This window comes from Leucobacter insecticola (assembly GCF_011382965.1).
Classification (GTDB): domain Bacteria; phylum Actinomycetota; class Actinomycetes; order Actinomycetales; family Microbacteriaceae; genus Leucobacter; species Leucobacter insecticola.
This window is the reverse complement of record NZ_CP049934.1, coordinates 2,565,078-2,586,258: the sequence shown is the minus strand read 5'-3', so window position 1 is coordinate 2,586,258 and position 21,181 is coordinate 2,565,078. Positions and strand designations below refer to the sequence as shown.

The window sequence follows — 21,181 nt, the reverse complement described above, 5'->3', positions numbered from 1 at the left end:
CTTGGCGGAGAGAGGCTGCACCATGCGGGTCACAGCGGAAGAGCATGTGAGCTGGATTCTCGAGCGCGTGACTGCGCTCCCCGAAATGGATGTGGCGATTGGGGACGCCCACGGCTACACCCTTGCTGAGCCGGTTCTTGCCCGGCACCCGCTCCCGCTCTGGGACAACTCTGCCATGGACGGGTATGCGGTGAGAGCGGCCGACGTGTCGGGCGCGTCCGCGGATTCTCCTGCGGTGCTGCGGGTAACCGGTGAAGTGCCCGCGGGCAGCACGGCCGACCCCGGGATCGCGCCGGGGGAGAGCGTGCGGATCATGACGGGGGCACCCGTGCCGAGCGACGCCGATGCGGTGATCCCCGTTGAGCTGACGCTCGGCGATCGCGAAGACTCCGCCTGGGCCAAGGAACTGGTGCGTGTGATCCGCGCCGCGCCCGTGGGTGCGAACATTCGCCGCGCCGCCGAAGACACCGCCGCCGGCAGTGTGCTCGCCGAAGCTGGAACGCGGCTTGGAGCCGCGCGTCTCGCCGCGCTCGCTGCCGCGGGGGTGGCTCGGGTGCGCGTGCGCCGGGCCCCCCGCGTCGCGGTGATCGCGACCGGATCCGAGTTGCGTGCCCCCGGCGCACCGCTTGCGCGCGGCCAGATCCCGGAATCGAACTCGTTGCTGATCTCGGGGCTGCTGCGCGAACTCGGGATCGATGCCGTCGAAGTGCGTCATAGCGCTGACGAGGCGGTGCCACTCGCCGCGGAACTCAGCACCCTCGCTGAACGTTGCGATGTGATCATCACGACCGGGGGCGTCGGCCCCGGCACCCACGACGTGGTGCGGATCGCGCTCGAACGAGAACCCGAGGTGCGCGCCCTGCGGGTGGCGGTGCGCCCCGGACAGCCGCAGTGCGCGGGCCGCCTCGCCGGCGGTGCCTTCATCTTTGCGCTGCCGGGCAACCCGGTGAGCGCGGCGGTCAGCTTCGAGCTGTTTGTGCGTCCAGCGCTGCTCGCAATGCAGGGCAGGGCGGAGCTTGGCAGGGTGGTGCACCAGGCCAGCGCTGAGACCGACTGGCGAGGAACCGAGGATCGCCTACAGGTTCTTCCCGTGATCGTGCGAAGCTCTGCTGATGCGGGGCTTGTGTGCGTGCCCGCGGTCAACCCGCGTGGCGTTTCCCACGCGGTCGGCGGGCACGGTGCCTCCAACGGCTACGCGATGATTGGGATTGGGCGGGGCGACGTGACAGCGGGCGAAACCGTGCCCGTTGTGCTGGTGACGCCGTGAGCGGGTCAGGATCCGCTGCCTTCGCTGCCGTCGTGCTTGCAGGCGGACGTGGCAGCAGGCTCGGCGGCATCGACAAAGCCGCGGTCACGCTACAGGGATCCCGCCTCGTTGACCGCGCCGTCGATGCCGCACGGGCCGCCGGAGCCGCTCAGCTCATCGTGGTGGGGCCCGAGCATGCGGGAGGTGAGGGGGTCGCGGTGGTGCGCGAGGATCCGCCCTTCACCGGCCCGCTTGCCGCGCTCGCCGCAGCCCTGCCGCTTGTGCGGCACGAGTGGCTGCTGCTGCTCTCGTGCGATCTCGTGTACCCCGACCGCGTCTGCACTGTCATCCTGCGCGAGTTTGCGAGTCGCAGGATCCTCGCTGAAGAGACTGCACCTGAGCTCAAAGACCAAACGACTGCCACAAGTGACGGCCTCGTTCTCCGCGATACCGAGGGCCACGCTCAATGGCTCGCGGGCCTCTACCGGGTGAGCGCATTACGTGCCGCGGCCCAGCGTCTCGGAGCGAACATAGAGAACGCCCCGCTCCGCAAACTTCTCGGCGAACTCGATCTCGTCTGGATCGATGTCGAACCCGAGACCACCGCTGACATCGACGACCGGGAAGACCTCAGTCGAGCCCAATCCATGACCGACACCTCCGAAGGAGATCCCCGTGACTAACCCCCAACACCTGCCGCCAGAGGCCCTGAACGACTGGCTCGCGGCCGTGTCCGTTGAGCTCGGCCTCGATCCCGCAACCGTCGACATCGCCGCCCTGCTCAATGTCGCGAGGGATGTCGCCCACGATGTTGCCCGTCCGGCTGCGCCCCTGAGCACGTTTCTGCTCGGTGTCGCGGTCGGTCGCGCAGAGGATCCCGCCGCTGCGCTTGATGAATACGCACAGACGCTCACCGAGCTCGCCGCGAGCTGGGAATCCTCACCCCTCTAGTTTCCAAGCACCTTCTGGTAGGCCTGGGCGAAGATATTGTCCTCTTGCGCGGAGAGGGCGCGCATGTCGAACACCCGGGCCGACATTTCCGCATCAGGAAAAATGAGCGGATTCTCCGCAAGCTCCGGATCGAGCTTCTCCATTGCCTCTTTCGCGCCAGCAACGGGGGTCACATACTCCACGTAGGACGCAACCTCAGCGGCCACTTCGGGCTCGTAATAGTAATTGATGAGCTCGTGAACCTGATCGTATGAATCAGTGACCTCGGGCATGCAGAACGAATCAATGAAGAGCGTGGCCCCGGCCTCTGGCACCACGAACTTCCAGCGCTCCTCGCCAGCTTCTTCGTTCAGGATCGCGATGTCTCCCGACCAGCACATGCCAGCGAGCACGGTGTCGGTCTGCAGATCCTGCGTGTAAGAGTTTCCCTTCACCGTCGCGATCTGGCCGCTCTTCAACTCCTTTTCGATGACGGCGAGCGCGTTGTAGAACTCGTCTTCGCCCCAATCTCCGGTGATATCGACGCCCTGCTCGAGCATCACCAAACCGAGCGTGTCATCCTGTTCGCTGAGCACATTCACTTTTCCCTTGAGTTCCGGGTTCCAGAGATCCGCCACACTCTTCACGCCCTTGGGATAGAGCTCAGTGTTGTAGCACAGCCCCGTCATGCCAGCCTGGTACGGGATCGACCATTGCCGATCCGGGTCGAAAGACGCGTGCTGCACCATGTCGATCATCTGCTTGTTCACGTTCGGCAGGAGTTCGCGGTCAAACTTACGCAGCTGATCCTTTTCGAAGAGACGCAGGAGCGAGGAATCCGTGAGTGTGAACACGTCGTAGCCCGTGTCTTGCGCGAGTTGAAGCTGATCCTTCACTTTCGCGATAAAGGTCATATTGTCGTCGATGTCTTCGAAGTAGTCGACGGTGATATTCGTTTGCTTCATGAACTCGTCGAGAGTGGGCCAGGTGCCGGCCTCCTCGTCGTAGTCGAGATAGTAGGTCCAGTTTGCCCAGCGCACGGTGCCACCGGAGCCATCGCCGGATCCGCCCGGCCCCGCGCAGGCTGCGAGTGAGGCGGTGCCGAGCATCGCTGCCCCCACACCTGCGCCTCGAAACAATTGGCGACGGCTTAGCTGTGCACTCCGAATGCGGGTGACAAGTTCCTGGATCATCGGGTCCGACGGCTCAACCGGCATTGTTCCTCCTATGGAAAACCTGGCAATAGGATCATCCTGGCATAGAGGCAGAGTCGTTCAGGTTTCAGTGGTGTGGATAAGCCGACGCAATCGCCCGCAATTCGCTCACGAGGTGTGGATCCGCCACGAAGATCAGCGGTTCGCCGGGAGGGGTGGCGTCATCTCGGCCGAGGATCCCGGCGCCCGCTTCGGAGGCGACCAGCACCGCGGCAGCGTAGTCCCACGGCTGCAGCCCCATCTCGTAGAAGGCGTCGAGTCGTCCCGCCGCGAGCAGGCACAGGTCGTAGGCGGCTGATCCGATTCGCCGAATATCGCGCACGCGAGGGAGCACCCGTTGCAGCAGTTCGAGCTGTTCGTGCTTGCGTTCAACGGTGTAGCCGAAGCCGGTGCCGACGAGGGAGGTTGCGAGGTCGAGATTTCCCGAGATTCGGATCTTCTCGCCGTTCAGGCGGGATCCGCCGCCCAGCCAGGCGTCGAACATCTCGTCTGATCGGGGATTGTACACGGCGGCGGCGATCCCGCGCCGGCCGTCGGCGAAGGCTGTGGCGTCAGGCACCGTCGCCGCGATGCTGACGGCGTAGGCGGGCAGGTTATAGAGGTAGTTGGTGGTGCCGTCGATGGGATCGATCACCCAGGTGATGCCGCTTGTACCCTCGATCCCGGTGCCCTCCTCGCCGAGGATGCCGTCGTCCGGTCTTGCCTCGCGGAGGGCTGCGACCACGATCCGCTCGCACTCCTGATCGGCTTCCGTCACCATGTCGACGATGCTCGACTTGGTTGCGGCGACCTTGACGCCCTCGTTCCGCAGCTGCAGGATGCGCTGCCCTGCGGTGCGGGCGATCTGCACGGCGATTGCTGCGAGTTCTTGAGGGTCTGCGTGAGTGGTTGCCGTCATGCATCGACCCTATCGCCCCGCGCCCACCGGTTCGCGGGGCTCGGATGCAACCGTGACGCTCGATCCCGAGTCCGGCAGGTAGTCATAGGCCTCTTCGCCGTGGGCGAAGGTGTCGATCCCGGCCTCTTCGACCCGGCTCGGAACCCGCAGCCCGGTCAGCATCTTCACAACGAGCGCGATGATCAGCGACACCACGAAGGAGTAGAGCATCACGCCCGCGACCGAGATCGCCTGCACGAGGAGCAGGCCGCCGTTGCCCCCAACGAAGAGTCCGTCTTCGAAGGCGAAGAAGCCGAGATAGAGGGTGCCAATGACGCCCGCGACGAGGTGTAGACCTACAACATCGAGCGAGTCGTCGTAGCCGAGGCGATACTTCAGATCGATTGCGAATGCGCAGGCGGCCCCGGCGATCAGGCCGAGCAGCAAAGCCCAGAGCGGGGAGAGGTTCGCGGCCGCCGGGGTAATCGCGACGAGACCCGCGATCGCGCCCGATGCCGCTCCGATGACGCCGGGCTTCCGGCCGCGAGCGACATCAGACACGAGCCAGCCAATGATGCCCGCTGCGGGGCACCCAGAGTATTGACCAGGATCAACCCGGCCTCGCCGACCTCGGTCGCAAGCCCCGCGTTGAAGCCGATCCAGCCGAACCACAACAGGGCTGCGCCGATGGTCACGAGCGGAACGCTGTGGGGCTTGTGCGATCCTGGCCCGAAACCGCGGCGCTTCCCCGCGACAATCGCGAGCGCCAGGGCCGCCGCGCCCGCGTTGATGTGGATCGCGGTGCCCCCGGCGAGGTCGATCACCTCGGGTGTACCGAGCCAGGTGCCGAGCTGCGAGATCCAGCCCCCGCCCCATACCCAGGCCGCGACCGGGAAGTACACGAGCGATGCCCATACCCCGGAGAACAGCACCCAGGACCCGAGGCCAACGCGGTCCGCGATCGCACCAGAAATGAGGGCCGTGGTGATCATGGCAAAAGCGGAGCCGAAGCCGATGCCGATAAAGTCTGCGGGATCCGTGGTGAGGAGCCCGAAGTCCTTGAGTGGGCTCCCGGCGAAGCCGCTCTCGCCGTCGGAGAAATAGCTCATGCTGTAGCCGAAGAGGATCCACAGCACACCGACAACGCCCATGGCGCTGACGCTGAAGAGCATCATGTTGACGACCGAGCGGACACGCACAAGCCCGCCGTAGAAGAGCGCGAGCCCCGGTGTCATGATGAGTACGAGCGCTGTGCTCGCGAGGGTCCAAACGTCTGTGGCTTCCATGGTGGCGACTCCCTTATCTCGTGCGGGCGGAATGCATCGCCCGTATACAGATTTTCTGGCGCGGCTGTTTCGGGGCCGTCACCGGTTTGTGGCCCGGGCGTCACAACTGTGTTTCGAATTGATGTCGGCGTGAAGGGTGCTAAGATATTGAGGTTGCCGTCTGAACGGCCGCGGATAAAGAGAGCTGAAGCATCCCGCTGAAGGCGCCGCGCAGCAAACGAAAGGGGACCACTATGGCATTGCCCGCAGAGGTCAAGAAAGCGATCATCGATGAGTACGCAACCAAGCCCGGCGACACCGGTTCCCCCGAGGTGCAGGTTGCGATGCTCACGCAGCGGATCAAGGATCTGACCGAGCACCTGAAGAGCCACAAGCACGATCACCACTCGCGCCGTGGCCTGCTGCTGCTCGTCGGCCAGCGCCGCCGCCTCCTGGGCTACCTCCAGGATGTCGACATTACGCGTTACCGTTCGCTCATCGAGCGTCTTGGTCTGCGTCGCTAGTCTTTAAGACCGACTGCAGAAGCGCTCTCATCGTTTGGTGGGGGCGCTTCTGCGTTGCTGGGCGGCATGGCTTCTGGGCGCGTCGAGGCCACGTTCCATTGAAGCTCACCGAGCCTGCCCTCCGCCGTCGAACTGGCTGTTCCTGACCGCAGGGTCGAGGGTGAAACGCAGGCTCGGCGAAATCCCGTTCGGGATTAGTTGAGAACCTTCGTCCACAGGTAGCTGATTCAGCCAATGCTGCCGAAGTCATCCACAGATTTGGATTCGGGCACCCAAGAGCGGCGGGGGCTGTAAAACTACCGGGATGGAACCGGCCCTTCGCATCTCTGAAATACGCTCAATGATTCGTTACTGGGATGAGCTCTCGAGCACAGACCAGAAAGTGTTGCGTTCGCATCGCCGCCAGCAGCAAGTCGTTGTCCTTGCGAGAGGTTGTTACATTCTGGCGGAACACTGGAATGAGCTGTATGGGGAAGACCGCCAGATCGCGGTGGCTCTCGCTCACAGCGACCGTGAACTGCGGAGGCCGGTGTTCTCGCACTTCACAGCGGCTGCGCTTCTTGGACTTCCGTTGTACCGTTTTTCCAGTATTCGTGTACACATGACGAACCCGCAGGGTGGCATACAGAAGAGCACTCCGAGGGTGATGCGACACGAGGGAACTGCATCCGACGACGAGACTATTGAGATCGCTGGGGTGCGGGTGACGAGTATGGAACGAACAGTTCTAGACCTTGCTCGGTTTGCGAGTGCCGAGCTGGCGCTGGGGTGCGCTGACGAGGCACTCAAGCTGGAGGCTCTGTCTGCTGGAGGTAGTGCGCAAACATCTCAGGAAATATGGCGAGAAGGCTTGCTCGAGAAGCTCCATGAGATGCCCGGGGAGAGGGGTGTGCGTCGTGCCCGAAAAGTATTGAAGTTCGCGGATGGGCGTGCGGAATCCGCTTTAGAGAGCGTGGGGCGACTCAGATTCGCGCGGGCCGGGATCCGGACCGAACTCCAGTATCGAGTGCCCGGGACTCACGGCTATGACTACTTCGTGGATTTCGAGCTGCCAGATCATAAGGCATTCGCTGAGGCCGATGGGGAAGTGAAGTATTTTGACAAGGAAATGGCGAGGGGACGTGATCCCAAGCAAATTCTTCGAGACGAGAAGGAGCGCGAGGACTGGATTCGTGGAACCACCAAGAAACCGATCTATCGTTTCGGACTCAAACACGTGGCAACGCAGGAGTCGTTTGAGAACCGCTTCGCCTCATTCGGGGTTTTCGGTAGCCCTATGTCTTACAGCGAGCGACACCGCATCCCGTAGTCGACCACACTTCACCGAGCCTGCCCTCCACCGTCGAACTGGCGGTTCCTGACCGCAGGGTCGATGGTGAAACGCAGGCTCGGCGGTGAAGAGGAGGGAGGGATGGTCGACGGAAAGCAGTGTGGCCCGCCCTGCCGAAGCAGAGCGGGCCACACACAAACCAGATCAGACTAGATCTTTGATGAAGCATCCTTCAGGACGCTGCGCAGGATCCCACCGATCTCAGCGAACTCCGACGGACCAATGGTCAGCGGCGGAGCGAGCTGGATGACGGGGTCTCCACGGTCGTCGGCGCGGCAGTAGAGGCCGGCCTCCCACAGTGCGGGGGAGAGGTAGTCGCGGAGCAGTCGATCCGACTCCTCCTCGTTGAAGGTCTCCTTGGTGGCCTTGTCCTTGACGAGCTCGATGCCAAAGAAGTAGCCCTCGCCGCGCACGTCACCGACGATGTCGATGTCGAGCAGCTTCTCGAGCTCGGCGCGGAACAGCGGGCTGTTTTCGCGCACGCGACCGTTGAGATCCTCTTCCTCGAAAATGTCGAGGTTGGCGAGGGCCGCAGCAGCGGCCGCCGGGTGACCGGCGAAGGTGAAGCCGTGGTAGAAGGTGTTCTCCACCGAGTTGAAGGGCTCCGACACCTTGTCCGAGACGATCATGGCGCCCAGGGGAACGTATCCCGAAGTGATGCCCTTCGCTGAGGTGATGATGTCGGGCTCGTAGCCGAGCGCCTTCGAAGCGAAGAAGTCACCGACACGGCCGTAGGCGCAGATGACCTCGTCAGAGACGAGCAGCACGTCGTACTTATCGCAGATCTCGCGCACGCGCTTGAAGTAACCGGGGGGAGGCGGGAAGCAGCCACCCGAGTTCTGTACCGGCTCGAGGAAGACGGCCGCGACGGTGTCTTCGCCCTCGAACAAGATCGCTTCTTCGATGCGGTTTGCAGCCCACTGGCCAAACGCCTCGAGGTCGTTCGACGGAGCGCCCATCTCTTCTGCGCGGTAGAAGTTCGTGTTCGGCACGCGGTGGCCGCCCGGGGTGAGGGGCTCGTAGAACTTCTTCATGTCGGGGATGCCGGTGATGGCCAGCGCGCCCTGCGGGGTGCCGTGGTAGGCAACCGAACGCGAGATGACCTTGTGCTTCATCGGCTTGCCCTGGATCTTCCAGAAGTGCTTGGCCAGCTTGAAGGCAGACTCAACGGCCTCGCCACCACCGGTGGTGAAGAAGACCTTGTTCATCTGGCCGGGCGCGTAGCTCGAGAGACGCTCGGAGAGCTCAATCGCTGCAGGGTGCGCGTAGGACCACAGCGGCATGAAGTCGAGCTGCTTCATCTGCTTTGCGGCAGCTTCGACGATGCGATCGCGGCCGTGGCCGGCGTTCACTACGAAGAGGCCTGCAAGGCCGTCAATGTACTGCTTGCCAGCAGCGTCGTAGATGTGATGGCCCTCGGCGCGGGTAATGACGGGGATCCCGTCATTGAGCACCTTGCGGTTTGTGAAGTGCGGCCACATGTGCTGTTTGGCAGAGGCCTGAAGGGCAGCGGTATCGACAGCTGCGGTGGGATCGTAGGACATGGTTATCTTGTTCCCCAGTCGTATTTTTGTTTTTTGAGTTGGAGGTAGACGAACGTCTCCGTGGAGGCGACTCCGCCAAGTGCGCGAATCTTTTCATTCAGCACTTCAATCAGAGCGTCGTCATCTTCGCACACCACCTCGACCATGATGTCGAAGGACCCCGCGCTAAGCACGACGTAACTGATCTCCGGCATCTCAGCGAGTTGATCCGCGACGACCCTGGTATCACCAGAAACGCGGATGCCGAGCATGGCTTGTCGGCTGAAGCCGAGTCGCATGGGATCCGTCACTGCAACGATCTGCATGACGCCGGCATCCGTGAGCTTCTGCACACGCTGGCGCACGGCGGCCTCGCTGAGGCCGACCGCTTTTCCGATTTCCGCGTACGAGCGACGCCCATCGAGCTGGAGTTGCTCGATGATCGCCTTCGACGTGGAATCGAGCGCCGTCGTGTTTCGCTTGCTGCTCACGCAACTGATTCTGGCAGTGAAAACCTGAAAAAGCAAAGGAATCCGAAGTTTTGCCCGGGCGATACGGGGTTTTACGCCGCTATCTCAGCAATATGGGGAGGTAAACATAACTGTTACGTGACGAAATGCCGTTTTTCGCATGAGAGTTTTGCATCGTTTCTGAGACTGTGCCATATTCGAGACAACACCCGGCACAGTCGCCGCTCGCGTGCTGCGCCGGTTTCCATTGAAACCCAAGGGAGAGTTCTCATGGCCCAGCGTCTGCCCGAAGACCCGATCGTCCGAAACATCGTCAATATGCTTCGAGGCGCCCAGATTAATCGACGTCAACTCTTGCGAGGAGCAGGGATCGGCGCTGCCGGCGCCAGCGCACTCGCGCTCTCTGCGTGTGCCCCGGGGGGAAGCGGCGGTGGCGGCAAAGACGGTGTGATCTGGGGAAACTGGACCTACTACCTCGACTTTGATGAGGGGACCGCCTCGTTCGGGTCGCTCGAAAAGTTCACCAAGGAATCCGGGATCCCGGTGCAATACATCGAAGATATCGATGACAACAACACCTTCTACGGCAAGATCAAGGATCAGCTGAAGCTCGGCCAGAACGTCGGCTACGACGTCATCACGTTCACAGACTGGATGAACGCGCGTCTGATCCAGGCTGAGCAGGTGCAGGAGTTCGATTACGCGAATCTTCCCAATGTGACGGCCAACATGATTGACCCCCAGTGGGACGCGCTCGACGTGGATCCCGGTCGCAAGTTCTCGATCCCGTGGCAGCTACCCGCCTCCGGTTGGGTGTGGAACACGGAAGCGGTGCCGGGCGGGATCAAGACTCTCGATGATTTCATGAAGCCTGAACTCAAAGGCAAGGTGGGCGTGCTTACCGAAATGCGTGACACCATCGGCATGATCCTCGCGGGGCTCGGCCATGATCCTGCCGGGGATTGGGGCGACAAAGAATTCACGGAGGCCATTGACTGGCTGAAGGAAGGGCTCGACAGCGGTCAGATCAAGAACGTTAAGGGAAACTCCTACACGCAGGATCTGCAGCGCGGCGACACCCTCGCGGCGATGGCCTGGACCGGTGACGTCATCATGATGAACACCGAAGAGGCGGACGGTCCGAAGTGGACGATGGAGATTCCCGAATCGGGCGGCATGATCGCGGCAGACTCTTTCACCGTGCCGAACGGCACCACCCCGGAGGCGAAGGAGCGGGTCGAAGAGATGATCAACTTCTACTACGACCCCGTCGTGATGGCCGAGGTCGCAGACTATGTCACCTTTGTTCCGCCGGTCAAGGGTACGCAGGAGGCGATGAAGAAGGTGAACCCCGAGAATGCCGATAATCCGCTGATCTTTCCGACTGAGAAGGACTGGGAGCACCTGTATAACTTCCGCACGCTCACCGCCGAGGAAGACAAGAAGTACTCGACCGAATTCCAGAACGTATTGGGGCTGTAAACGTGGGTGAAGTGAGTTTCGCATCTTCGGGTGCAGACCTTGAACTCGTTGGGATCCAGAAGCGATTCCCCGGGTTTACGGCAGTCGAGAACCTGGATCTGAAGATCCCGGCGGGGTCATTCTTTGCGCTACTCGGGCCATCTGGCTGTGGCAAGACCACCACGCTCCGGCTCGTTGCTGGCTTGGAGGATCCCACTCAGGGCAAGATCCTGATCGGTGGAAAGGACGTCAGCGCACTGAAACCGCACAAGCGTCCGGTGAACACCGTGTTCCAGTCGTATGCGCTGTTTCCGCACATGTCGGTGCTGGAAAACGTCGCTTTCGGGCTGCGCCGGCGAAGGGTGGGCGATCCTGTGGCGAAGGCTCACGAGGCCTTGCGTCTTGTTGAGCTTGACCACGTAGCGGATCGGAAGCCCGCCCAGCTCTCCGGCGGCCAGCAACAGCGTGTCGCGCTCGCCCGAGCAATTGTTAACCGGCCGGCGCTGTTGTTGCTCGACGAGCCGCTTGGTGCACTCGACCTCAAGTTGCGCCGTCAGATGCAGCAGGAGCTCAAACAGATTCAGCAGGAGGTCGGGCTCACCTTCTTGCACGTCACCCACGACCAAGAGGAGGCCATGACCATGGCCGACACGGTTGCGGTGATGAACAAGGGGAGGATCGAGCAGATGGGGGCCCCTGAAGAACTCTACGAGTTACCGCAGACGGTCTTTGTCGCAAACTTCCTCGGGCAATCGAACCTGTTCTCAGTGAAGGTGGTGGGTGACACTGATCAGGTTCTGCATACTGATCTTGAAGGAACCAGGATCTCGCTACCGCGGGCGCGGAGTATGCGGGATAGTGGCACCATCACGGTGGGCGTGCGACCAGAAAAACTGCGCCTTACGGGGGAGGCCCCGGTCGCAGATGCGAGCACCAATGTCATCGGGCCCGGCCGGATCACCGACGTCTCCTTCATTGGTGTGAGCACGCAGTACACCGTTGAGGTGCCCGGTGCCGGTGACGTTCAGGTGTTCGCGCAGAACATGCAGGCCGGTCCCGCTGCTTCTCTCGGCGATCAAGTGTGGCTGAGCTGGCTCACCGAACACACCTTCGGCCTCGCAGATGATCGCCTTGATACCGGGGCCCTCACCTCCGAGTACTCAACGCGTGTGATCGCGACGCAGACTGCGCTCGCTGAGTAGGGGGTGAAACATGGCATTCACTGCATTCGCGGGTGACACCAAGACCGTCGATCAAGCCCCCAAGAAACGCGGCTGGATCGTGCTGATCCTGCTCGCCCCGGGCATCGCGTACATGCTGCTGTTTTTCGTAGCACCGTTCATCCAGCTCGCGATTACTTCGCTCCAAGCCCCTGCCGAATCTGGTGGTATCGGTCAGTACGTGGGGGCGTTCGAATTCTCGAACTACTGGCTCGCGTTACAGGAGTATTGGCCGCAGCTGCTGAGATCCTTTGTCTACGCGATCGTGGCAACCATTGTTGGACTCGCAATCAGTTATCCTCTGGCCTATCTGATCGGCGTGAAGGTTCGCTCGAAGCCGATGCTGCAGGGGATCCTCCTGATCCTCGTGGTGGCACCGTTCTTCATTAGCTTCCTTTTGCGCACGCTCGCCTGGAAATCGATCCTCCCGAGCGACCTGATCGGTACGCATTTTTCGGTGATTTTCGGCCTCATCTATAACTTCATTCCGTTTATGGTGCTACCGATGTTTGCGTCTCTGCAGGCTCTCGATCTGCGACTGCTCGAAGCGGGTTCTGATTTGTATGCGTCTCCGGTGACAACGTTTCGGCGGATCACGCTGCCGCTGTCGATTCCAGGGATCGTGTCGGGTACGCTGCTCAGCTTCATCCCGATGTCTGGTGACTATGTGAATGCCTCGCGAGAATTCTTGGGCGGCACGTCGACGACGATGATCGGCAACGTCATCGAGTCGAACTTTCTGCAGACGCAGAACTATCCGATGGCGGCGGTGCTCTCGATCATCTTGATGGCCATCATTCTCGTGATCGTCGCGACATACGTGCGCAAGAGCGGGGCGGAGGATCTGCTGTGAAGAAGTTCAGTCTTGGCAAAGCCTTTGTGCCGGTGGTGGGTGCGGTCGCACTCATTTATTTGCTGGTGCCGATCGTGCACGTCATTGTGTTCTCGTTCAACGACGCGGGCCGCAATAACATTTTGTGGCGCGGGTTCACTCTCCGAAACTGGCAGAATCCGTGCGGTGCTCCGCAGGTGTGTACCGCGTTTGGCAATAGCATCTTGATCGGTGTGGTGGCCACGGTGATCGCGACGGTGCTTGGCACCATGATCGCGATCGCGCTGGTGCGCTACCGCTTCAAGTTCCGCTCCACGGTGAGCCTGCTGTTGTTCACGCCGATGGCGACGCCCGAGGTTGTGCTCGGTGCCGGTCTCGCTGCGCAGTTCCTCCTCGCTGGGGTCGAGAAGGGCATCGGCACGATCATCCTCGCGCACACGATGTTCTGTATCTCCTATGTGGTGGTGGCGGTCAAGGCTCGCGTGGCGAGTCTTGACCCAGCAATCGAAGAAGCGGGCCGGGATCTGTACGCGGGACCCGGGCAGGTATTTTGGCGGATCACCCTGCCGATGCTGATGCCCGGAATCATCGGCGCCGCACTCTTGAGTTTCGCGCTGTCCTTCGACGACTTCATCATCACGAATTTCAACTCGGGCACGGCAACGACGTTCCCGAAGTTCATCTACGTGTCAGCGTTGAAGGGGGTGCCAGCGCAGGCGAATGTGCTCGCCTCGATCGTGTTCGTGGGGGCGCTGCTGCTGGTGATCATCGTGCAGGTCGTTCGTATCAATAATCAGAAGCGGCTCGCGGCGAGATAGCGTTTCCCGGGAGTGCGAACGCGCCGCAGAATCCACGGAATGTGGGTTCGGCGGCGCGTTTCGTTTTGCATTCGAGTCTTCAGGGGTGGAAAATAAACCCTGTGGGCAACAGCGCCCACGCATTTCATGTTGCAACGGGGCGCTGATACCTCCTCGTGTGTGAACTCCAATACGAGGAGATAGCTATGACTGCACCCGTCAAGTCAAAGGGTGGCACGCTCAAACGAAATCTGGGACTCTGGGCCATTGTCGGTCTGGGACTCGGATACATGACACCCACGGTGGTGTTCGACACGTTCGGCATGGTTGCCAGAGACACGAACAATGTGGTGCCGTTGGCGTACCTTGTCGCTCTCATTGTGATGGTGTTCACTGCCGTGAGCTACGGCAAGATGTCGGGTGCGATCCCGAGCGCGGGATCCGCGTACACCTATGTGCGTGAGTCGATCCACCCGAATGTTGGCTTCATGGTCGGCTGGACCTCGCTCATCGACTACATGCTGCTACCGATGGTGAACTGCCTCATTATCCGCAGCTACCTCGAAGCTGTGTTCCCCGATATCCCGGGCTGGGTCTGGGTAGTGCTCTACTGCATCTTTGTGACCGGGATCATCTACCTGACGATGCGCGGCACCTCGAATGTGAACGGGATCCTGCTGGTGTTCTCGATCGTTGTCATGATCGTGTTCGTCGTGATGGTGTGGGCGCAGCTGCAGGGTGGCGAGGGCGCTGGCACGGTTGCTTCGATGACGCCGTTCTTCCACGAGGGTGTGACGATGAGCGCGGTGCTCACGGGTGCCACGATCGTGTGCTTCTCGTTCATCGGGTTTGACGCGGTGACCATGTATGTCGAAGAAGCGAAAACTCCGAAGATTGTCCCGCGCGCGATCCTCTTGACCGTGCTGCTCGGCGGCGCGATCTTCCTCGTTGCCGGTTACTTCACCCAGCTGCGTTTCGGCGATTGGAACGTGTTTGCGCCCGGCGGGGACCAGCAGTTCATCGAAGACAGTACCCTGCCGTTGATCGGCGAGTTTGTTGGCGGTGACGTGCTGAAGGCCGTCCTCACGGCGGCGGGCTTTGCGGCGACGCTCGCCTCGGGACTCGCTTCTCACGCCTCGGTGTCGCGCATGCTGCTCGTGATGGGTCGTAACAGCGTGCTGCCGAAGAAGTTCTTTGGCTACATCAACCCGCGCACCCACACCCCGACCTTCAACATCGTGCTCACCGGCGCGATCTGCCTGCTGGCCGCGGCCTTCACGCTCGAAATGATCGCCGCGTTTATCAACTACGGCGCGCTGATCGCGTTCACGTTTGTGAACATCTCGGTGATCGCATGGTTTGCGATCCGCAAGGGCCGCCGACACACCTTCCCCGATATTTTCAAGTTCATTGTGATGCCCGGGATCGGCATGCTGCTGACGGGGCTCCTGTGGGCGAACCTGCACCTTGACGCGCTCATTGGCGGCGTGATCTGGACCGCGATCGGTTTCGCCTACCTGATCTACCTCACTAAGGGCTTCAAGCGGAAGGTGGCCGCGTTCGACGAGATTCAGCCCGTCACCGGCTACAACAAGATCCCGGAGGACGCAGAGGTCGAGTGAGGCTCTGCGGCGGGCGCGAAGCGCGGCGGGGTAAGGTTTAAGGATCATGCTCGAACTTGATTTCACCTCACGCATCCGCGCGCTTCGCGCTACCTACGCCGACATTGCCGCGGTGATGGATCTCCCGAAGCTTGATCGCGAGATCGCCGAGCTTGAAGAGCAGGCTGCGGCTCCTGACCTGTGGGACGATCCCGCGGCAGCTCAGGTTGTCACTAGCGGGCTCAGTCACCGCCAAGCGCAGGTGAAGCGGCTCCGCACTCTCGCCTCGCGTCTTGACGACCTTGAAGTGCTGGTGGAACTCGCGCTTGAGGCCGAGGATCAGGAATCGGCGGTCGAGGCGACCGAAGAGATCGCCGCGATCGAGGCTCTGGTGCAGGACCTCGAGGTACAGACGATGCTCTCGGGAGAGTACGACGAGTATTCGGCCGTGATGACGATCCGCGCGGGTGCCGGGGGCGTTGATGCCGCCGACTTCGCAGAAATGTTGCAGCGCATGTATTTGCGCTGGGGCGAGCAGCACGGCCACAAGGTCACGGTGATGGAGACGAGCTACGCCGAAGAGGCGGGGATCAAGTCGACAACGATCGAATTTGATGCCCCCTACGCCTTCGGCACGCTCTCGGTCGAGGCGGGGACGCACCGGCTCGTGCGCATGAGCCCCTTTAACTCCGCGGGAAAACGCCAAACGAGTTTCGCGGCGGTCGAGGTGATCCCGCTGATGCCCGAGGCGGAGTCGGTCGAGATCCCGGAGAACGACATTCGCGTCGACGTGTATCGCTCGAGCGGCCCCGGAGGGCAGTCGGTTAACACGACCGATTCGGCGGTGCGCATTACCCACCTTCCGACCGGTACGGTCGTCTCGATGCAGAACGAGAAGAGCCAGATCCAAAACCGCGCCGCTGCCATGCGCGTGCTGCAGTCGAGGCTGTTGATCCTGCAGCGCGAACAGGATGCCGCGAAGAAGAAGGAGCTTGCCGGCAACATCACGGCGAGCTGGGGGGACCAGATGCGCAGCTACGTGCTGGCGCCGTATCAAATGGTCAAGGACCTGCGCACCGAGTTTGAAGTGAATAACCCGCAGAACGTGTTTGATGGTGAGATCGACGGGTTTATTGCGGCGGGGATCCGCTGGCGCTCGCTCGCTCAGAATCAGGGCTAATTCAGGCTCAGAAATTACCCGCGCGCCTGAGTTGCCCCCTCAGCGTTCGGGCGTATTGTCGAGTCGTCATGATCCTCTTTGAGAACGTCACCAAAAAGTACCGGGGCACCGCGAAGCCCGCGCTCGACGGTATCGACCTGAAGGTCGACCGTGGCGAGTTCGTCTTCATCGTCGGCGCTTCCGGATCCGGGAAGTCAAGTTGTCTGCGATTGATTCTGCGCGAGGATCAGCCGAGCGTTGGATCGATCCACGTGCTTGGGCAAGACCTGAGCAAGATCTCCTCGCGTAAGGTGCCCTACTTCCGCCGCAGCTTGGGAACGGTGTTCCAAGACTTCCGCCTGCTGCAGAACAAGACGGTGTACGACAATGTCGCGTTCACGCTGCAGGTGATCGGCAAGTCGCGCGGCTTCATCCAGGAAGCAGTGCCGGACACTCTCGAGATGGTGGGGCTTGCGAACAAGGCGAAGCGCTTCCCGCACGAGCTGTCCGGCGGCGAACAGCAGCGCGTGGCGATTGCGCGCGCGATCGTAAACAAACCCGCGATCCTGCTCGCTGACGAGCCGACGGGTAACCTCGATCCTGCGACCAGTCTTGGCATCATGCAGTTGCTGCGGGCGATCAACGCGGCAGGAACCACCGTCGTGATGGCGACGCACGAGGCGACCTTCGTTGACATCATGCAGCAGCGCGTGGTTGAGCTTTCTCAGGGCGTTGTCGTGCGTGACGAACAGGGCGGTGGCTACGGCGAGACCGCCTCGATCCCGATCGCGGACCTTTCTGAGGCTGGGGCGCAGGTGCTGCGCACGAGCGAGGCAGTGGTGCGGGCCGCATTGCAGCCGGACGGTACACCGGTCGCGTCGCAGGGCGGTGCTGCTCAGCAGCCCGTCGCACAGCCGACTCAAACGCCTCCCGTTCAGCAGACGCAGTCGGCAGCGATTCCCATGGCCGAGGCGCTTGCGGCGCAGGAGGCAGCGCGGCAGCGCGCGGCCCAGCAAGCCGCGGCGGAATCCGCCGAGCCCCTCGCACCTCCGATTCAGCCCGCTCAGCCGGTTGCGGCTTCCGTGTTCGAGGAGCCCAATCCTTTCGGCGACAACGAAGAGGATCTCGATGAGACCAGGCGTGCGGAGGACCCGACCGGCCGGCGCATTCCGGCTTTCCTTGAGCCGGGCAAACCGCTGGATCCGCTTCAAATGTCTGAGACTGGCAGCCTTGCCGAGCATCTCGGACTGAACCGCAAAGACAACGACGACGAGACGGATGTGGGGCCGGTGCGATGAGGGTTGGCCTGGTGCTCGGCGAAGTATGGAGTGGACTTCGCCGGAATATGTCGGTGGTCATTTCGGTGATCCTTGTGACGTTCGTGTCGCTCACTTTCGTGGGCACCGCGATCATCATGCAGCTGCAGGTGCAGCAGATGAAGACCTTCTGGTACGACCGGGCGCAGGTCGCGGTCTACCTCTGCACCGACTACGACCAGAGTGCGACATGTGCGGGAAGCGATGCCGGCGAAGACGAGATTACTGCCGTTGAGGATGCGCTGAACTCAGACACACTCAAGCCGTATATCGAGGACTACTTCTTCGTCACCCACGACGAGGCATTTGACGAGTTCACGAAGCAGTTCGAGGGTAACCCCATTGTGGACATCACCAAGCCCGAGCAGCTGAATCAGACCTTTTGGATCAAGCTGAAAGACCCCTCGCGCTCTGACATCATCAAGGAAACCTTTGCGGGGATTCCTGGCGTACAGAGTGTGTCGGATCAGCGCAGCCTGCTCGACCGGATCTTCCTGTTCCTCGGCGTCGCAAGCTACACGGCCATTGCGGTCGCTGGCCTGATGCTGGTCGCAGCGATGCTCCTCATCTCGACAACGATCCGCCTCTCCGCATTTTCGCGGAGGCGGGAGATTGGGATCATGCGCCTGGTGGGGCATCAAACCGCTTCATCCAGACGCCGTTCATCTTGGAGGGCATTATCGCGGCGCTGATCGGTGCTGTGCTCGCGGGCGCTGCGTCGGTCGCGATCGTAAAGTTCTTTGTGCAGGACTTCTTGGTGACCGAGGTCCCGTTCACAAGCTACATTACGGTCGAACAGTCCCTGATTGTGCCGCCGATCCTGATCCTCGTGGGTGTGATCCTGTCCTCGATCGCGGCGAAGATTGCGATCACCAGATACCTGCGGGTGTAGCGCGGGTCGAGTTCTTGGCATGTCAGCCGGTGCTCACCGCTCAGCCGGTCAGAAACAGACCTTTTTCACCGGCTGACGTGTGAGTACCGGCTGAGCTGTCGGCGCTGTTTCCGGTAGGCTAGATTTTCGCGCAAAATCGGAAGGACGGGACCATGCCAAAGGAGACCGGCGAAAAGCTGATCGCCTCCAACAAGAAGGCTCGGCATGAGTACCTGATTATCGACACCTACGAGGCGGGTATGGTGCTCACCGGCAGCGAGGTGAAGTCGCTGCGCATGGGACGGGCGTCACTTGTCGACGGCTACGTCTTTATCGAGCGCGGCGAGGCGTGGCTTGATGCCGCGTACATTCCCGAGTACCTCAACGGCTCCTGGACGAATCACGCCCCCAGGCGCAAGCGTAAGCTGCTGTTGCACCGCCACGAGATCGACAAGCTGTACCAAAAGACCCGCGAGGGCGGCTTGACGATCGTGCCCCTGCGGCTGTACTTCCTGGACGGCCGCGCAAAGGTCGAGATTGCCCTCGCAAAGGGCAAGAAGGAATACGACAAGCGGCAGACGCTACGCGAGCGTCAGGATCGCCGCGAGGCAGAACGGGCCATCTCTGCTCGTAAACATCTGGGGGAGTAGGCCCGCCTGAGCTCGCGGCGGAGTAGGCTGTGTGACATGGTCAAACGCCAGATCCCCAAACCCGCTGAGCTGCTCGATCTGATGCAGTTCAAGAAGCCGCAATTCAACGGCAAGAAGCGCCGACTCGATAGTGCGCTCACCATCTACGATCTGCGCCGCATCGCCAAGCGGCGCACCCCGGCTGCAGCTTTCGACTACACCGACGGATCCGCCGAGGGTGAGCTGTCCCTGTCGCGGGCGCGTCAGGCGTTTGAAGACGTCGAGTTTCATCCGTCGATACTTCGTGATGTTTCAACGGTGGACACGAGCACCACGGTGTTTGGAGGGCCCTCTGCATTGCCATTCGGGATCGCGCCAACCGGTTTCACGCGACTCATGCAGACTGAAGGTGAGATCGCCGGGGCCGGGGCTGCCGGTGCCGCGGGGATCCCATTCACGCTGTCAACTCTAGGCACGACCTCTATTGAGGACGTCAAAGCAGAGAATCCTCACGGTCGCAACTGGTTCCAACTCTACGTGATGCGTCAGCGCGAGATCAGCTACGGGCTAGTTGAGCGGGCCGCCGCGGCCGGCTTTGACACCCTCATGTTCACGGTCGACACCCCGTGGCCGGTGCGCGTCTGCGTGATGCGCGCAATGGCTTCTCGATCCCGCCCCAGCTGAGCATCGGAACGATCGCGAACGCGATCCCACGGCCCTGGTGGTGGTGGGACTTTCTGACCACGCCAAAGCTGGAGTTTGCGTCGCTCTCAACGACAGGCGGAACGGTCGGTGAGCTGCTTGATTCTGCGATGGATCCCTCGATCTCCTTCGATGATCTGGAGATCATTCGAAGCATGTGGCCCGGCAAGCTTGTGGTCAAGGGGGTGCAAAACCTCGAGGATTCGAAGAAGCTGGCCGACCTTGGTGTTGACGGCATTATCCTCTCGAACCATGGCGGGCGGCAGCTCGACCGGGCGCCGATCCCGTTCCACCTGCTGCCAGAGGTGGTGCGTGAGGTGGGTAAAGACACCGAGATTACGATCGACACGGGCATCATGAACGGCGCCGATATTGTTGCGTCGATCGCGATGGGGGCGAAGTTCACGCTGATCGGGCGCGCGTATCTGTACGGGCTGATGGCCGGTGGCCGTGAGGGAGTGGACCGCGCGATTGAAATCCTCGCCGGTCAAGTGGTGCGGACGATGAAGTTGCTGGAGGTCTCTTCGATCGAAGAGCTCACCCCGGCGCACGTGACGCAGTTGGAGCGCTTGGTGCCGCGCGCGCGGGGCTGATTTGGGCTGCTTTCTCCGTGTAGGCCGTGGTACGCTGTAAAGCCGGGCTCGCCCGGAATCGACAACTCAACAGTGTGTGATGTGAATGCTCCAAACTTGGGGCCGATCGGTTTCGACACGTCGATTTGAGACTGTGAGAAGCGGGTCGAGGATGCGGAGTTATCTCGTTAACGCCCTTCGCAAACTATAGGTGCCAACGCTAAGCGCACCGACTTCGCTCTCGCTGCCTAAGCACGAGACCGAGTCCGTCAGGCCGGATGTGCCTCCGCCCCGGTTTTCCTGACGTCATCTAGGAGGCTTGCTGGTGTGTTGTGTTTCAGGGCACGCCGGGACTTTTACTGAGACTGGGCCTGTCGCACTAGGTGTTCGTGGCAAAGGGCGGGGCCAAGTAGAACGTTTTCACGAACTACACCCGTAGAAGGCATGGAATCATCGAAGTGGACCGGGGTTCGATTCCCCGCGGCTCCACGATTTGCATCACACACTGAGTTGTCGACACTCCGTCATCCTCCGCTCCGAAGGAGTCGCAGGATCCTCGCGTCGAAACAGATCCATCTCGTGTGACCGAGACTGCAACCTCACCACTGAGGTTGCATTTTACTGCCGAGGTTGCAGTTCCTA

At 61.5% G+C, this 21,181-nt stretch carries 17 protein-coding genes, 1 other RNA gene and 3 pseudogenes; 16 read left to right on the top strand and 5 right to left on the bottom strand.

Annotation, left to right across the window (positions count from 1 at the left end):
* Positions 1 to 22 precede the first annotated feature (22 nt).
* Genes G7067_RS12090 through G7067_RS12080 form a run of 3 tightly spaced genes read left to right on the top strand, consistent with a single transcriptional unit; the run spans position 23 to position 2,197 of the window.
* Positions 23 to 1,267: a molybdopterin molybdotransferase MoeA gene (locus G7067_RS12090; RefSeq protein WP_166324751.1), complete on the top strand. Its 1,245-nt coding sequence runs from the start codon at positions 23 to 25 to the stop codon at positions 1,265 to 1,267.
* Positions 1,264 to 1,929 carry a molybdenum cofactor guanylyltransferase gene (gene mobA, locus G7067_RS12085; RefSeq protein WP_166324748.1) on the top strand — a complete coding sequence of 222 codons (666 nt, stop codon included), beginning with the start codon at positions 1,264 to 1,266 and terminating at the stop codon, positions 1,927 to 1,929. Before G7067_RS12090 ends, mobA begins: the two co-directional genes overlap by 4 nt.
* Complete coding sequence (locus tag G7067_RS12080; protein ID WP_205881146.1) at positions 1,922 to 2,197, top strand: DUF6457 domain-containing protein; 276 nt, start codon at positions 1,922 to 1,924, stop codon at positions 2,195 to 2,197. The genes mobA and G7067_RS12080 overlap by 8 nt, the downstream gene beginning before the upstream one ends.
* Here G7067_RS12080 and G7067_RS12075 read toward each other — a convergent pair.
* From G7067_RS12075 to G7067_RS12065, 3 genes and pseudogenes are all read right to left on the bottom strand, one after another.
* A complete protein-coding gene (locus G7067_RS12075) occupies positions 2,194 to 3,393 on the bottom strand; it encodes an ABC transporter substrate-binding protein (protein WP_166324745.1) in 1,200 nt (399 codons plus the stop codon). The genes G7067_RS12080 and G7067_RS12075 overlap by 4 nt on opposite strands.
* Before the next feature lie 64 nt (positions 3,394 to 3,457).
* Positions 3,458 to 4,288: an inositol monophosphatase family protein gene (locus G7067_RS12070; protein WP_166324742.1), complete on the bottom strand. Its 831-nt coding sequence runs from the start codon at positions 4,286 to 4,288 to the stop codon at positions 3,458 to 3,460.
* A 9-nt stretch (positions 4,289 to 4,297) separates the two neighbouring features.
* Positions 4,298 to 5,553: pseudogene (locus G7067_RS12065) on the bottom strand (ammonium transporter).
* A 233-nt stretch (positions 5,554 to 5,786) separates the two neighbouring features.
* On the opposite strand from G7067_RS12065, the gene rpsO reads away from it, so the two are divergent.
* A complete protein-coding gene (gene rpsO, locus G7067_RS12060; RefSeq protein WP_166324739.1) occupies positions 5,787 to 6,056 on the top strand; it encodes a 30S ribosomal protein S15 in 270 nt (89 codons plus the stop codon).
* A gap of 304 nt (positions 6,057 to 6,360) precedes the next feature.
* Positions 6,361 to 7,365, top strand: coding sequence for a hypothetical protein (locus G7067_RS12055; protein ID WP_166324736.1), 1,005 nt, complete (start codon positions 6,361 to 6,363; stop codon positions 7,363 to 7,365).
* Between the two features lie 170 nt (positions 7,366 to 7,535).
* Here G7067_RS12055 and G7067_RS12050 read toward each other — a convergent pair whose 3' ends face one another.
* Complete coding sequence (locus tag G7067_RS12050) at positions 7,536 to 8,930, bottom strand: aspartate aminotransferase family protein (protein WP_166324733.1); 1,395 nt, start codon at positions 8,928 to 8,930, stop codon at positions 7,536 to 7,538.
* Between the two features lie 2 nt (positions 8,931 to 8,932).
* Positions 8,933 to 9,400, bottom strand: coding sequence for an Lrp/AsnC family transcriptional regulator (locus tag G7067_RS12045; protein WP_166324730.1), 468 nt, complete (start codon positions 9,398 to 9,400; stop codon positions 8,933 to 8,935).
* 249 nt (positions 9,401 to 9,649) lie between these two features.
* On the opposite strand from G7067_RS12045, the gene G7067_RS12040 reads away from it, so the two are divergent.
* The 11 genes and pseudogenes from G7067_RS12040 to ssrA all read left to right on the top strand — a co-directional run bounded on the left by G7067_RS12040 (position 9,650) and on the right by ssrA (position 21,031).
* Entirely contained in the window at positions 9,650 to 10,861 is a 1,212-nt protein-coding gene (locus G7067_RS12040) for an ABC transporter substrate-binding protein (RefSeq protein ID WP_166324727.1), read from the top strand.
* A 2-nt stretch (positions 10,862 to 10,863) separates the two neighbouring features.
* A complete protein-coding gene (locus G7067_RS12035) occupies positions 10,864 to 12,042 on the top strand; it encodes an ABC transporter ATP-binding protein (RefSeq protein ID WP_166324724.1) in 1,179 nt (392 codons plus the stop codon).
* Between the two features lie 10 nt (positions 12,043 to 12,052).
* On the top strand, positions 12,053 to 12,913 hold the full coding sequence (locus G7067_RS12030) for an ABC transporter permease (protein ID WP_166324721.1): 861 nt from the start codon (positions 12,053 to 12,055) through the stop codon (positions 12,911 to 12,913).
* Positions 12,910 to 13,710 (top strand): ABC transporter permease, encoded by an 801-nt coding sequence (locus G7067_RS12025; protein ID WP_166324718.1) that lies wholly within the window; start codon positions 12,910 to 12,912, stop codon positions 13,708 to 13,710. Before G7067_RS12030 ends, G7067_RS12025 begins: the two co-directional genes overlap by 4 nt.
* 185 nt (positions 13,711 to 13,895) lie before the next feature.
* Positions 13,896 to 15,311 (top strand): APC family permease, encoded by a 1,416-nt coding sequence (locus G7067_RS12020; protein WP_166324715.1) that lies wholly within the window; start codon positions 13,896 to 13,898, stop codon positions 15,309 to 15,311.
* Positions 15,312 to 15,357: 46 nt separating this feature from the next.
* Positions 15,358 to 16,470 (top strand): peptide chain release factor 2, encoded by a 1,113-nt coding sequence (gene prfB, locus G7067_RS12015; protein WP_166324712.1) that lies wholly within the window; start codon positions 15,358 to 15,360, stop codon positions 16,468 to 16,470.
* 68 nt (positions 16,471 to 16,538) lie between these two features.
* Positions 16,539 to 17,747 (top strand): cell division ATP-binding protein FtsE, encoded by a 1,209-nt coding sequence (gene ftsE, locus G7067_RS12010; RefSeq protein ID WP_166324709.1) that lies wholly within the window; start codon positions 16,539 to 16,541, stop codon positions 17,745 to 17,747.
* Positions 17,744 to 18,657: pseudogene (ftsX, locus tag G7067_RS12005) on the top strand (permease-like cell division protein FtsX). Before ftsE ends, ftsX begins: the two are co-directional and overlap by 4 nt.
* Before the next feature lie 152 nt (positions 18,658 to 18,809).
* Positions 18,810 to 19,286, top strand: coding sequence for an SsrA-binding protein SmpB (gene smpB / locus G7067_RS12000; RefSeq protein ID WP_166324706.1), 477 nt, complete (start codon positions 18,810 to 18,812; stop codon positions 19,284 to 19,286).
* Positions 19,287 to 19,322: 36 nt separating this feature from the next.
* Positions 19,323 to 20,560, top strand: a pseudogene (locus tag G7067_RS11995) (alpha-hydroxy acid oxidase).
* 98 nt (positions 20,561 to 20,658) lie between these two features.
* Positions 20,659 to 21,031: a transfer-messenger RNA gene (gene ssrA, locus G7067_RS11990) on the top strand.
* The last annotated feature ends 150 nt before the right edge of the window (positions 21,032 to 21,181 follow it).